At 72.1% G+C, this 13,250-nt stretch carries 10 protein-coding genes and 1 pseudogene; 5 read left to right on the top strand and 6 right to left on the bottom strand.

Translation table 11 applies throughout. The annotated features are described in order from the left end of the window. Positions 1-42 precede the first annotated feature (42 nt). Positions 43-1,824, bottom strand: a complete 1,782-nt coding sequence (locus tag O3438_RS31290) for an ABC transporter ATP-binding protein (RefSeq protein ID WP_269683104.1) — start codon at positions 1,822-1,824, stop codon at positions 43-45. A 409-nt stretch (positions 1,825-2,233) separates the two neighbouring features. Further along, entirely contained in the window at positions 2,234-4,117 is a 1,884-nt protein-coding gene (locus tag O3438_RS31285) for an ABC transporter ATP-binding protein (protein WP_269683103.1), read from the bottom strand. A 173-nt stretch (positions 4,118-4,290) separates the two neighbouring features. Between O3438_RS31285 and O3438_RS31280 the strand changes: the two genes are divergently transcribed. From O3438_RS31280 to O3438_RS31270, 3 genes are all read left to right on the top strand, one after another. Next, entirely contained in the window at positions 4,291-4,920 is a 630-nt protein-coding gene (locus O3438_RS31280; RefSeq protein ID WP_269683102.1) for a TIGR03085 family metal-binding protein, read from the top strand. Positions 4,921-5,119: 199 nt separating this feature from the next. Then, complete coding sequence (locus O3438_RS31275; protein ID WP_269683101.1) at positions 5,120-5,995, top strand: terpene synthase family protein; 876 nt, start codon at positions 5,120-5,122, stop codon at positions 5,993-5,995. A gap of 138 nt (positions 5,996-6,133) precedes the next feature. Further along, complete coding sequence (locus O3438_RS31270; protein WP_269683100.1) at positions 6,134-7,960, top strand: AMP-dependent synthetase/ligase; 1,827 nt, start codon at positions 6,134-6,136, stop codon at positions 7,958-7,960. A gap of 103 nt (positions 7,961-8,063) precedes the next feature. On the opposite strand, the gene yczR is transcribed toward O3438_RS31270, so the two are convergent. Further along, positions 8,064-9,521: a MocR-like transcription factor YczR gene (yczR, locus tag O3438_RS31265; protein WP_269683099.1), complete on the bottom strand. Its 1,458-nt coding sequence runs from the start codon at positions 9,519-9,521 to the stop codon at positions 8,064-8,066. A 59-nt stretch (positions 9,522-9,580) separates the two neighbouring features. On the opposite strand from yczR, the pseudogene yczE reads away from it, so the two are divergent. Together yczE and O3438_RS31255 are read left to right on the top strand one after the other, a co-directional pair. Then, a pseudogene (gene yczE, locus O3438_RS31260) lies at positions 9,581-10,223 on the top strand (membrane protein YczE); the annotation flags it as partial. A gap of 130 nt (positions 10,224-10,353) precedes the next feature. After that, positions 10,354-10,815, top strand: a complete 462-nt coding sequence (locus tag O3438_RS31255; RefSeq protein WP_269683097.1) for a hypothetical protein — start codon at positions 10,354-10,356, stop codon at positions 10,813-10,815. Positions 10,816-10,819: 4 nt separating this feature from the next. Here the strand turns inward: O3438_RS31255 and hisF are convergent, their stop codons facing one another. From hisF to O3438_RS31240, 3 genes are all read right to left on the bottom strand, one after another. Continuing rightward, on the bottom strand, positions 10,820-11,587 hold the full coding sequence (hisF, locus tag O3438_RS31250; protein WP_269683096.1) for an imidazole glycerol phosphate synthase subunit HisF: 768 nt from the start codon (positions 11,585-11,587) through the stop codon (positions 10,820-10,822). Positions 11,588-11,765: 178 nt separating this feature from the next. Continuing rightward, positions 11,766-12,764: an NADP-dependent oxidoreductase gene (locus O3438_RS31245; RefSeq protein ID WP_269683095.1), complete on the bottom strand. Its 999-nt coding sequence runs from the start codon at positions 12,762-12,764 to the stop codon at positions 11,766-11,768. Positions 12,765-12,813: 49 nt separating this feature from the next. Continuing rightward, positions 12,814-13,245 carry an organic hydroperoxide resistance protein gene (locus tag O3438_RS31240; RefSeq protein ID WP_269683094.1) on the bottom strand — a complete coding sequence of 144 codons (432 nt, stop codon included), beginning with the start codon at positions 13,243-13,245 and terminating at the stop codon, positions 12,814-12,816. Positions 13,246-13,250: the final 5 nt, after the last annotated feature.

Raw genomic sequence — 13,250 nt, 5'->3', positions numbered from 1 at the left:
AGAGCACCTGACCTCCGGCGTCCACCACACCGGAACACCACGTCAACGGGTCTGCTCCAGCCAGGAGGCGTAGAGCAGGCCGTAGACCGAGTCGGCGTCACGCACCAGCTCGTCGTGCGGACCCCGCTGCACCACCCGACCCCGATCCACCACGATCACCTCGTCGGCCGCCTGCGCGGTGGAGAGCCGGTGCGCGATGGCGAGGGTCGTCCGCCCCCGGGTGACCGCGTCCAGGGTGCGCTGCAACCGCACCTCGGTCGCCGGATCCACAGCGCTGGTCGCCTCGTCCAGCACCAACAGGTCCGGATCGGCCACGTACGCGCGGGCCAACGCGACCAACTGCCGCTCCCCGACGCTGAGCGCCTCACCCCGCTCACCGACCGGCGTGTCCAGGCCCGCCGGCAGACCCTCCAACCAGTCCGACAGGCCCAGCTCCGTGAAGGCGACACCCAACTGCTCGTCGGTCAGCTCCGGCCGGGCGAACCGGACGTTGTCCCCCACCGTCGCGTCGAACAGGAACCCGTCCTGCGGCACCATCACCACCCGGGACCGCAGCGAGTCGAACCGCACCTCCGCCAGCGGCACCCCGGACAACAGCACCGCCCCGGCCGACGGGTCCATCAGCCGGGTCAACAACTTCGCGAACGTGGTCTTGCCGCTGCCCGTCTCGCCGACCACCGCCACCCGGCTCTTCGCCGGGATCTCCAGGTCGATGTCGTGCAGCACCGGCGGACCACCCGGATAGGCGAACCGCACACCCGCGAAACGGATGTCCAACGGCCCACCCGGCAACTCCCGCCCCTGCTCCCCCGGGTCCGCCACGTCCGGTGCGACGTCCAACACGTCCAGAACCCGACGCCAGCCCGCGATCGCGTTCTGCGCCTCGTTGAGAACCTCGGTGGCGATCTGCACCGGCTGGATGAAGAGCGTCACCAGGAACAGGAACGCCGTCAACTGACCGATCGACAACGTGCCGCCCACCCCCAGCGCCACGCCGAGCACCACCACACCGGCCAACGCCAGCCCCGCCGCCAGCTCACCCACCGAACTGCCCACGATGCTGATCCGGATCGCCCGCTGCTGCGCCACCCGCTGCCCGTCGATCGCCTCGTCCAACCGCCGCTCGGTGCGCCCCGCGATGCCGTACGCCCGGATCACCGGCGCACCCACCACGCTCTCGCCGATCGCGCCGAGCAACGTGCCGGTGCGCTGCCGCACCGTCGCGTACGCCGTCGCGAGCCGGCGCTGCAACTGCCGGATCACGAACACCGCCGGCAGGAACGCGGCCAACACCACGAGAGTCAACTGCCAGGAGTACGCCAGCATCACGGCGGTCGTGACCACCAACTGACCGAGGTTGACCAGCAGGATCACACCACCCCACTGGAGGAACTGGGTGATCTGGTCGACGTCGCTGGTCACCCGCGACACCAGCGACCCGCGGCGCTCCGACTGCTGGTGCAACATCGACAGGTCGTGGACGTGCCGGAACGCCCGCGTCCGTACGTTCGCCAACGCCGTCTCGCTCACCGTGAACAACCGGCGCATCATCAGGTAACCGCAGATCGTCGTGACCGCCAGGATCGCCGCGGTGATCCCCACGACCGACCAGAGCACGCCCAGATTCAGACCGCCGACGATGCCCCGGTCGATGCCCTGCTGGACGGCGACCGGCACAGCCACCCGACCGACCATGTAGACCAACGCGAGGGCCAACGTGCCGGCCAGACCGGTCCGCAGCTCCGGCGACAACGCCAGACCCCGACGCAGGGTCTGCCAGGTCGTCTCCTCCCGGGTGCCGCCCGCCTCCGTAGAAGTCGTCACTGAACCGGCCTTTCGTTCCCGACTGCGGGGCTCCGCTTCGCTGCACTCCTCGCGCTCACCGGGCCCGTCCTTCGTTCGCGACTGCGGGGCTCCGCTTCGCTGCACTCCTCGCGCTCACCGGGCCCGCCCTTCGTTCGCGACTGCGGGGCTCCGCTCCGCTGCACTCCTCGCGCTCACCGGGCCCGCCCTTCGTTCGCGACTGCGGGGCTCCGCTCCGCTGCACTCCTCGCGCTCACCGGGCCCGCCCTTCGTTCGCGACTGCGGGGCTCCGCTCCGCTGCACTCCTCGCGCTCACCGGGCCCGCCCTTCGTTCGCGACTGCGGGGCTCCGCTCCGCTGCACTCCTCGCGCTCACCGGGCCCGCCCTTCGTTCGCGACTGCGGGGCTCCGCTTCGCTGCACTCCTCGCGCTCACCGGTCCACCTCGATTTCCAGGCCCGAGGGCAGCGGCGCGACATCGTCGCCGTACGGGCTCTCCTGTGCGCGTTCGACCTCGGCCTGCTCGTACGCCGTCACCAGGTCGACGTAGCCGGGCACGGTGGCCAGCAACTCGTTGTGCGTGCCCCGGGCGACCACCCGCCCCTGCTCCACGTAGATGACCTCGTCGGCGAGCGCGATGGTGGCCCGTCGGTACGCCACCACCAGGATCGACGCTACCGGCACACCCGGCTCGGCCGTCGACGACCGCAGCCCGGCCAGGATGGCCGCCTCCACCCGGGGGTCCACAGCGCTCGTCGCGTCGTCGAGCACCAGCAGGCGCGGGCGGCCGGCCAGAGCGCGGGCCAGGGTGAGACGCTGCCGCTGCCCGCCGGAGAGCGAGGTGCCCCGCTCGCCGACCATGGTGTCCAGGCCGTCGGGCAGCGCCGCGACGAAGCCGTCGGCCTCGGCGAGCCGCAGGGCCGCCCAAACTTCCTCGTCGTCGATGCCCGGCCGGTCCAGCGCGATGTTGGCGCGCACCGTGTCGTCGAAGACGAACGGCACCTGGGCGACCAGTGCCACGGTGCCGGCCAGCGACGCGGCGGTCAGCTCGCGCACGTCCACCCCGTCCAGGGTGACGATGCCGGTGTCCGGGTCGACGAGGCGCACGGCCAGCGAGGCGATGGTGGATTTGCCGGCGCCGGTCGGCCCGACCAGAGCCACCGTCCGACCGGCCGGCACGGTGAAGCCGACCTCGCCGAGGACCTGCGCGCCGGGCTGGTGTGCCTCCGCCGGCGGGTAGGAGAAGTGCACGTCGCTGAAGGTGAGGGTGGCCGGGCCGGAGCCGGCCGGGTCGAGCACGCGCTGCCCGTACGGCATCTCGCCGGTGGCGTCGAGCACCCGGCGGACCCGGTCCCAGCCGGCGACGCTGCGCGGCAGCTCGGCCAGGACCCAACCGATGGCCCGCACCGGGAAGGCCAGCACGGTGAAGAGGAAGGCCACGCTGACCAGCTCGGTCACGCTGACCGCGCCCTGGCGCAGCCGGAACGCCCCGACCACCAGCACGGCGAGGGTGCCGAGGCTGGGCAGGGTCTCCAACAGCGGGTCGAAGATGCCGCGCAGTCGACCGACAGCGATCAACGAGTCGCGCAGTTCGCCGGCGCGGCCGGCGAACCGGGCGGTCTCCTGCGCCTCGCGGCCCATCGTCTTGACCACCAGGGCGCCGTCGAAGCTCTCGTGGGCGATGCCGCTGACCTCGGCGCGCAGCCGTTGGGCGCGAGCCTGCCGGGGCGCCATCCGGCGGGAGTAGACGACGTTGAGGGCGAACAGCGCGGGGAAGACCGCGAGGCCGACCAGGGCGAGCGCCCAGTCGGTGGCGAAGAGCGACACGATCGCGCCGACCAGCATGACCAGCGTGCCGACGGCGAAGGGTAGCGGCGCGATCGGGTACCACGCCGCCTCCACGTCGGAGTTGGCGTTGGACAGCAGTGTGCCGGTGGAGTTGCGGTGGTGCCAGGACAGCGGCAGTTCCAGGTACCGGCGGGTGACCCGACGTCGGTAGGAGGCCTGAAGGCGGTACTGCATGTAGCCGGCCCCGAGCCGGCGACCGACGATGCCGGCCACCCGCAGCACGCTGATCCCGAACAACGCCGTCGCGGCCAGCGCGAGCGTGCCGGCGCCCACCTCGCCGCGTTCGATGGCCGGGAGCGCCACCTCGCCGATGACAGTCCCGACCACCCGCGCGCTGATGATGATCATCCCGCCGAAGAGCACGCTGCCGACGACCGCCACGGTGAAGATCCGTGGCTGCTCGCGAATGGCCTGCCGCAGGACCCCCAGCCCTCGACTGAGCACGTCCCGACTTGTCTTGCTCGCCACGCTCTCCCCCGCCGTAAGCGTCAATTATCTCCCTCATCCTTACCGGTCCGGGCCAGCACCGCCGACCCCGACCGGATATGTCGACCGTCACGTAGCGAACGGCCGCGAACGGCGGGCTTCGTCCCGCCCGCCGCCGTCGCGCGCCGGCGGGCCGGCGGGCCTACGATCGGGCCATGCCGCGGTACGCCCGAGCCGAGCGCGAGGCGCTGGCCGATCTCCTACTGGCCCTCGGGCCGGACGCCCCGACGATCAACGAGGGCTGGGCGACCCGTGACCTCGCCGCCCACCTGGTGCTCCGGGAGCGTCGTCCGGACGCGGCCGGAGGGCTCGTGCTGCCGCCGCTGCGCGGCTACGCCGAGCGGGTCCGCCGGCACCTCACCGCGCGGCCCTACCCCGACCTGGTGGCGCAGGTACGTCGTCCGCCGCTGTGGAGCCCGATCAGCAATCCGCTGATCGACGAGCTGGCCAACCTGATGGAGTTCTTCATCCACCACGAGGACGTCCGCCGGGCCGGCTCCGGATGGCAACCGCGTGACCTGCCCGCCGGTCTGCAGGGCGCGCTCTGGAAGCGGGCCGCCCCGATGGCGCGGTTGGCCCTGCGCCGCTTCCCGGCGGACCTCTACGTGCAGGCGCCCGGGCACGGTGAGCTGTCCGTCGGCCGAGGGGGCGAGCCGCTGCGGGTGGTCGGCCCTCCGGCGGAGCTGGTCCTGTTCCTCTCCGGTCGCCAACGGGTGGCCCGGGTCCAACTGGACGGTCCCACGGAGGCCGCACGACGGCTTCGCACCGCCAGCCTGGGCATGTAACCGTCTGCGCACAAACGGACACGAAACAGGTGTGGAATTCCCCACACCCAGCGAAACATGCAGATACCTCCTCCCGTACGCTTCACCGCGCCGCTCCGCGCCGGGCGGCACGAAGTGGGGGCGCACTGTGCGGAGTTTCGCGATTTCGGCGCTGCGGGAGCCCCCGTTTCCCACGGGGCGCCACGGTGCCACGGAGCAGGTGGCGAGCGAGAGCGTGGAGTGGGCGCGCGCGTTCGGGCTGGTCGATTCCAGCCAACGTGTGCACCGACTGCAACGAGCCGACGCCGCCGGCCTGTCCGGGCGCGCCTGCCCGGACGGCTCGATCGACGGGCTACGACTGCTCACCGACCTGATCAGTTGGCTCTTCGTGATGGACGACGCGTGCGACGAGGACGGCCTCGGCGCCGACCCGGTCCGGCTGGGTCCGGCGATCAGCACCCTGCTCGACGTGCTGGACCGGTACGGCGACCCGGACGTCCCACCGCCCGCCGTCGGGCCGCTCGGTGACGCGCTGCACGACCTGTGCCGCCGGATCCGACTGCACGGCCACGCGGCTCTGCTGCTGCGGTTCGTCAGCCAGATGCGGGAGTACCTGCTGGCGTTGCTCTGGGAGGCGACCAACCGGGAGCGCCGACGCGTGCCCGACGTGGCGGAGTACGTCCAACTGCGCCGGCACATCGGCGGCGTACATCCCTGCCTCACGCTGACCGACCTGGCCTCTGCGCGCCCGCCGGGGTCGGCCCAACGCGCCAACCCGGCGTTGCTCGCCCTGGATCTGCTGGCCGTGGACCTGGTCTGCTGGTGCAACGATCTCTTCTCCTACGGCAAGGAGAGCCGGGCCGACCCGGACGCGCACAACCTGGTGACGGTGATCGCCCAGGACAGCGACGCGGACGAGCCGGCCGCGCTGCGCGCCGCGGCGAACCGGTTCAACCAGGGGCTGGCGGAGTACCTGGACGCCGAAGAGGCGCTGCTGTCCAGCGGGAACGACGAGATGCACCTCGCGCTGGCCGCCCGCCGGAACTGGGTCCGGGCCACCTACGACTGGTCAGTCGTGGCTGACCGATACGCCTGATTCCGCCGTACCGGTCGGCGGGTTGGGACGGCTAGACGATCACCAGGGCTAGCCGATGCACGGTGGCAGGCAATACTCTTCGGTAACTATCATGACGTGACGCCCGTCACGCCACCACCCCCGAAGGCGGCTACAGCGATGGCTCTCGATGTACCGTACCGCTCCATCCCGGACATGTTCCTCAAGCGCGTGGCGGCCACCCCCGACCGGAACGCGTTCGCGTCCCCGACCCCCGACGACGCCGGGCCTGCCTGGCTGACCTGGGAGCAGGTCGGTCAGCGCGCCAAGGCGGTCGCCGCGGGCCTGCACGGCCTGGGCGTCGGCCAGGAGGACCCGGTCGCGATCCTCGCCAACACCCGGCTGGACTGGGTGATCGCCGACCTCGGCATCATGTGTGCCGGCGGCGCGACCACGACCGTCTACCCGACCACCGAACCGGCCGACGCGACGTACATCATCGCGGACTCCGGGTCGAAGGTGCTCTTCGCGGAAAACCCGACCCAGGCGGCGAAGATCGCCGGCGCCACACTGCCCGCGCTGACCCACGTGGTGCTCCTCGACGGCACCGTCGATGAGACCGCCGCGATTCCGCAGTTGACGCTCGCCGAGCTGGAGGAGCGGGGCACCCGCGCGCTCGCCGCCGAGCCGGATCTGATCGACATGCTCGTGGCCGGCATCGGCCCGGAGCACCTGGCCACCCTGATCTACACCTCCGGGACCACCGGCCGGCCCAAGGGCGTCGAGCTGCTGCACGGCGGCTGGTGCTGGGAGGCCGTGGCGCAGGCCGAGGTCGGGCTGCTGCGCGACGACGACCTGCAGTACCTGTGGCTGCCGCTGGCCCACTCGTTCGGCAAGACGCTGCTCTGCGGCGCCATCCACGTCGGCCTGCCCACCTACGTCGACGGTCGGGTGGAGAAGCTGGTCGACCTGCTGTCGGTGATCCGCCCGACGCTCATGTGCGGTGCGCCCCGGGTGTTCGAGAAGGTCTACAACCGGGCGGTGACCACCGCCCAGGGCGCGGGCGGCGCGAAGGCGAAGATCTTCGCCTGGGGCGTCCAGGTCGGCAAGGAGAAGGTGGCCCTGGAACAGGCCGGCAAGCCGGTGCCGGGCGGGCTCAAGCTGCGTTACGGGCTGGCCGAGAAGCTGGTGTTCAGCAAGCTCCAGGCCCGACTGGGCGGCCGGATGCGGGTGCTGGTGTCGGGCGCCGCCCCGCTCAGCCCGGAGATCGCCACCTTCTTCGCCGCGGCGAACCTGCCGATCTCCGAGGGCTACGGCCTGACCGAAACCAGCGCCGGCAACTTCGTCAACCCGCCGTCGGGGCTGCGGATCGGCACCGTGGGCCGGGCGATGGGTGACCTGGAGTGCCGGATCGACACCGACGGGGAGATCCTGGTCCGTGGTCGACCGGTGATGCGCGGCTACCACAACCTGCCGGAGGAGACCGCCGCCGCGTTCACCGAGGACGGCTTCTTCCGTACCGGCGACATCGGCAGCCTCGACGAGCAGGGCTACCTGCGAATCACCGACCGCAAGAAGGACCTGGTCAAGACCTCGGGCGGCAAGTACATCGCGCCGTCGCACATCGAGGGGATGTTCAAGGCCATCTGCCCGTACACCTCGCAGGCGGTCGTCGTCGGTCAGGCCCGCAACTTCTGCACGATGCTGGTCACGCTGGACCCGGACGCGGTCCGGGGTTGGGCGGCCGGCGGTCCGCTGGAGGGGCGCAGCTACGCCGAGATCGTCGCCTCGCCGGAGGCCCGGGCGATGGTCGAGGAGTACGTCGCCCAGCTCAACGCGAAGCTCAACCGCTGGGAGACCATCAAGAAGGTGGCCATCCTGCCGCGCGACCTGACGATCGAGGACGGCGAGATCACCCCGTCGTTGAAGATCAAGCGACGTGGTGTGGAGAGCAACTTCGCGGCCCAGATCGAGGAGATGTACGCCGGCACCCTCGCCGAGCTCTGACGAGTCGCCGATGGCCCCGCCCGGGTGCGGGGCCACCGGCTTTTCGTCGGGCGGCCGGTGGCTTCGTCGCCGCTTCGCCGGGGTCGGCCGTCGCCGGTGGGGCTCAGGCGATGACGGCCGGCTCCCGCCACCGTTGACGGCCGGCCCGGTCCAGGTCGTAACGGACCGCGGCGATCCGCCCCACCGCCTCCACCAGGTCCGCTGCGGGCAGGGTGAACGGCAGCCGCAGGAACCGCTCCAGGGTGCCGTCCAGGCCGAACCGGGGGCCGGGCGCCAGTCGTACGCCGACCTCCTCGGCGGCCCGGGCCAGCGCGCTGGAGACCGGCCCGTCCAACTCGGCCCAGAGCGTCACGCCACCTCGGGGCACGGTGACCCGCCAGTCCGGCAACCGCTGCGCCAACGCGTCGAGCAGCGCGTCGCGTTGGGCGGCCAACGTGACACGGCGGTCGGTGACGATCGCGTCGGCGTGGGCGAGCAGGTGCACCGCCACCAGTTGGTCCAGCACCGGGCTGGCCATGTCCACCCCGACCCGGACGGCGGCCAGCCGCTGCACCTGCGGCGCGGCGGCGCGTACCCAGCCGATCCGCAGACCACCCCAGTAGGGCTTGCTCATCCCGCCGATGCTGATCACGCGACTGTGCCGGTCGTAGACGGCGACCGGAGGTGGCAGCTCGGTGCCGTCCAGTGGCAGGTCCACGAAGGACTCGTCGACGACCAGGTCGGTGCCGACCGCGTGGGCCGCCGCCACCACCCGCTCCCGCAGCGCGGCGGGCATCAGGTGCCCGGTCGGGTTCTGGAACTCCGGAATCAGGTAGGCCAGCTTGGGCCGGGTCTGCCGCAGGCTGGCCAGCAGCAGGTCGGAATCCCAGCCGTCGGCGTCGGCGGCCAGACCGTGGGTGGTGATCCGGGCCCGTCGCCCCGCCAGCGCGGCGAGCGCGTTGGGGTACGTCGGGGACTCGACCAGCACACTGCCGCCCGGGGCCAGGGCGAGCCGCAGCACCAGGTCCAGGGCGTGCTGGGTGCCGCTGGTGACCATGATCTGGTCGGCCGACGTGGGCAGCCCACGGGCGGTGTACCCGGCGGCCACCGCCTCGCGTAGCTCGATGATGCCGGTGGGGTGGTAGCCGGCTCCGCCCAGGTAGCGGGGCAGGTCCTCGGCGGCGGCGCGGGCCGCGTCCAGCAGTTGCGGTGGGGCGGCCGGTGCGGCGGCGCCGAGGTCGATCATGTCCCGGTCGTCCAACGGGGTCCACAGGCCGGTGCTGGCGACACGATGGTTGCCGGGCAGCATCGTCCAGCTGCCCGCGCCCCGGCGGCTGGCCAGGTGCCCGGTCTCGCGCAGGTGGCGGTAGGCGGCGGTGACAGTGGTCCGGCTGATCCGCAGCGCCTCGGCCAGCTCCCGCTCGGCGGGAAGGCGGACGCCCAGCGGCAGACGGCCGTCGGCGAGCAGACCGCGCACCGCGCCGGCCAGGGCCGCGTAGTCGGGGCTGCGTCGGCGACCTGGGAGGGCATGCCACTGCCCGAGCAGGCGAGCCAATTGGACCCCGCGCACCTGACCAGTCATGGCCACTCCCCCGATATTGGCTTCTTCCTCGACGAGGATTGGCATCTAGGGTGGCACGCATGGCATTGCTTGGCAATCTGCGGCACCGGCCGGTTCGGCGGCTGGTCCAGCTCTACCTCGGGCTCGGCCTCTACGGCGTCAGCATGGCCCTGATGGTCCGCTCCGACCTGGGCCTCGACCCGTGGGACGTGTTCCACCAGGGCCTATCCAAGTTGACCGGGCTCTCGTTCGGCACCGTCACCATCGGCGTCGGCGCGCTGGTGCTGCTGCTCTGGATCCCGCTGCGACAGCGCCCGGGCCTCGGCACGGTCAGCAACGTCGTGGTGATCGGCCTGGTCGTGGATGCCACTCTGGCGGTGCTGCCCTCCGGTGGCCCGCTCGGCGTCCAGATCGCGCTGTTGGTCACCGGTATCGTCGCGAACGGGGCCGCCACCGGCATGTACCTCGGCGCCCGGTTGGGCCCGGGCCCCCGCGACGGGCTGATGACCGGCTTCGTGGCCCGCCGGCCCGGCTGGTCGATCCGGTTGGTGCGAACTGCCATCGAGGTCACCGTGCTGGCGCTGGGCTGGCTGCTCGGCGGCACTGTCGGGCTGGGCACCGTCGCGTACGCGCTGGCGATCGGTCCGTTGGCCCAGCTCTTCATCCCGCTGTTCGCCGTACCCGAAACCGCCGCGGCCGACGACGCCGCGCCCACGGCCGGTAGTGCCGCACCGGCCGCCCCCACCGGCTGAGCCCTCACCGACCGTCCGCGAACCGGTACGCCGTGGTGCTCCACAGTGCTGGATGGAGGGTGGGTGTTCCCTTCCGGCACGCGCGCCGTCATCATCTCTTCATGGGGGAGAACGGTTGGCGCTGGACGGACGCCTGGATCTTCGTTTCGTTGGTCATCGCGAGCGGTGCCGGTCGGCATCGTCGGTCAGCGACAAGTCGACGGCCGGAGGGCGTCCGCCTCACCGACGTGCTGTCGACCGCCGACCACCTCAACCACACGATTCCGCAGCGGCACGAGGTGGAGGCCGCGGTCCAGCGGCTGGTCGGGGCGGGGCTGGTCAGCGTCGCCGACGGCTGGTTCCGGATCACCGCCGAGGGTGAGCAGCTCTGGCGTACCCGCCCGCGGGCGGGTGTGGCGACCATGGTGGACACGGTGCAGGGTGTGCTGACCCGCCGGCATGCTCCCGGCAGCGCCGAATGGAACCTGGACGAGGCCGACCACGCGGCGGCCGTCCAGGAGTACGCGGTCCGGTCCATCCCGACGCCCCGCCGGTCCCCGGAGGGCCACTCCGGCGGCCACTGACGAGTCAGCGCACCGGGTGACCGCTGTCGCGCAGCGCGTCCTTGACCTGGGCCACCGTCAGCTCGCCGAAGTGGAAGACACTGGCGGCGAGCACGGCGTCCGCCCCGGCGCCGATCGCGGGCGGAAAGTGGGCCACCTCGCCGGCACCGCCGCTGGCGACCACCGGCACGTCCACCACCGCTCGCACCGCGGCGATCAACTCCAGGTCGAAGCCGGCCTTGGTGCCGTCGGCGTCCATCGAGTTGAGCAGGATCTCCCCCGCGCCCAACTCGGCGCTGCGGGCCGCCCACCGTACGGCGTCCATCCCGGTGCCACGTCGGCCGCCGTGGGTGGTGACCTCGAAGCCGCTGGGCGTCACGCCGTCCGGGGCCCGTCGTACGTCGAGGGAGAGCACGAGCACCTGCCGGCCGAACCGGTCGGCGATCTCGGCGATCAGCTCCGGACGGGCGATCGCGGCGGTGTTCACGCCCACCTTGTCCGCACCGGCACGCAGCAGCGTGTCCACGTCGGCGACCTGCCGGACCCCACCGCCGACGGTCAGCGGGATGAACACCGACTCGGCCGTGCGGCGTACCACGTCGAGCATGGTGCCGCGGTCGCTCGACGACGCGGTGACGTCGAGGAAAGTCAGCTCGTCCGCGCCGGCCCGGTCGTACGCGGCGGCCAACTCCACCGGGTCACCGGCGTCGCGGAGGTCGAGGAAGTTGACGCCCTTGACCACCCGTCCGGCATCCACGTCCAGACAGGGAATCACCCGTACCGCCACGGTCATGCCGCGAGCCTATCTCCCGCGCGCGGCACGGCGGTCGACCCGTCCGGGTCGACCGCCGTGCCGCGCTTGCGGGTTGATCCCCTCCGTTTCGCCGAAGTTGGGGTATCCCCGGCGCTCGGATACCGCCATATCGGCGAGCTCGAGTGGATCAAGGGGTGTGCTGGAACCGAGTCGGGCGTCACACGCGGACGAGCATCTTGCCCAGGTTGTCGCCGCGCAGGACGCCGAGGAACGCCGACGGGGCGTTCTCGATGCCGTCCACGATCGTCTCGTCGTAGGACAGGGTGCCCTCGCGCAGCCAGCCGGCGACGTCACTGACGAACGCCGAACGCACGTCGTTGTGGTCGTTGACCAGGAAGCCACGCAGGGTGAGCCGCTTGCCGATGACCAGCGCCAGGTTGCGCGGGGCGGCCGGCGGTTCGGTGGCGTTGTACTGCGCGATCATGCCGCAGATGGCGGCTCGGCCGTGCAGGTTCATGACCGAGATCGCCGCTTCCAGGTGGTCACCGCCGACGTTGTCGAAGTAGACGTCGACACCGTCCGGGGCGGCCGCCCGCAGCGAGTCACGGATCGGCCCGTCGTGGTAGTCGAAGGCCGCGTCGAAGCCCAGCGCCCGCAGCCGCTCGACCTTGGCCGGCGACCCGGCGCTGCCGACGACCCGACCGGCACCCTTGAGCTTGGCGATCTGGCCGACCAGGCTGCCGACCGCGCCGGCCGCGGCGGAGACGAACACCGTCTCGCCGGGCTTCATCGCGGCCACCTCCAGCAACCCGGCGTACGCGGTCAGCCCGGTCATGCCCAGCACGCTCAGGTACGCGCTGGCCGGGGCGACGTTCGGGTCGACCGGCCGGGCGGCCTTGGCGTCGAGCACTGCGTACTCGCGCCAGCCCAGCCCGTGCAGGACGGTGGCCCCGACGGCGATGTCCGCCGCCTCACTGGCCACCACCTCGCCGATCGCGGCGCCGTCGAGCGGCGCGTCGAGTGCGAACGGCGCGACGTACGACTTGACGTCGTTCATCCGTCCCCGCATGTACGGGTCGACGGACATGTACTGGTTGCGGACCACGATCTGGCCCGGGCCCGGCGTCGGGACCTCGGTCTCGACGAGTCGGAAATTGTCGTCGGTGGGCCAGCCCACGGGGCGGCTGGCCAGGTGGATCTCACGGTTGCTGGTCACGGGGGTGGTCGTCCTCTCGTCCGCGGTGGGGTGCCTGAGGGGCCTGGGGTCAGGCGGCCAGGGTCTCGCGGACGGTCAGCGTGACGTCGATGTTGCCGCGGGTGGCGTTCGAGTAGGGGCAGACCTGGTGGGCCTGCTCGACCACCTGCTCGGCGACCTCGCGGGGCACGGCGGGCAGGTCGACGACGAGCTGCACGGTGAGCCCGAAGCCGCCGCTGCCGTTCGGGCCGATGCCCACCTCGGCGGCGACCACGGAGCCGGTCACGTCGGCCTTGGCCCGACGGGCCACGACCCGCAGCGCGCTGTGGAAGCAGGCCGCGTAGCCGGCGGCGAAGAGCTGCTCGGGGTTGGCCGCGCCGCCGGCGCCACCCATCTCCTTCGGCACTGCCAGGTCGAGCGCGAGGGTGCCGTCGGAGGTCTCGACGTGGCCGTCCCGCCCGTCGCCGCTGGCGGTCGCTGACGCGGTGTAGAGAACCTGCATGAGGG

Source organism: Micromonospora sp. WMMC250 (genome assembly GCF_027460215.1).
Classification (GTDB): Bacteria; Actinomycetota; Actinomycetes; order Mycobacteriales; family Micromonosporaceae; genus Micromonospora; species Micromonospora taraxaci.
This window is presented reverse-complemented; position numbering and strand designations above follow the sequence as displayed.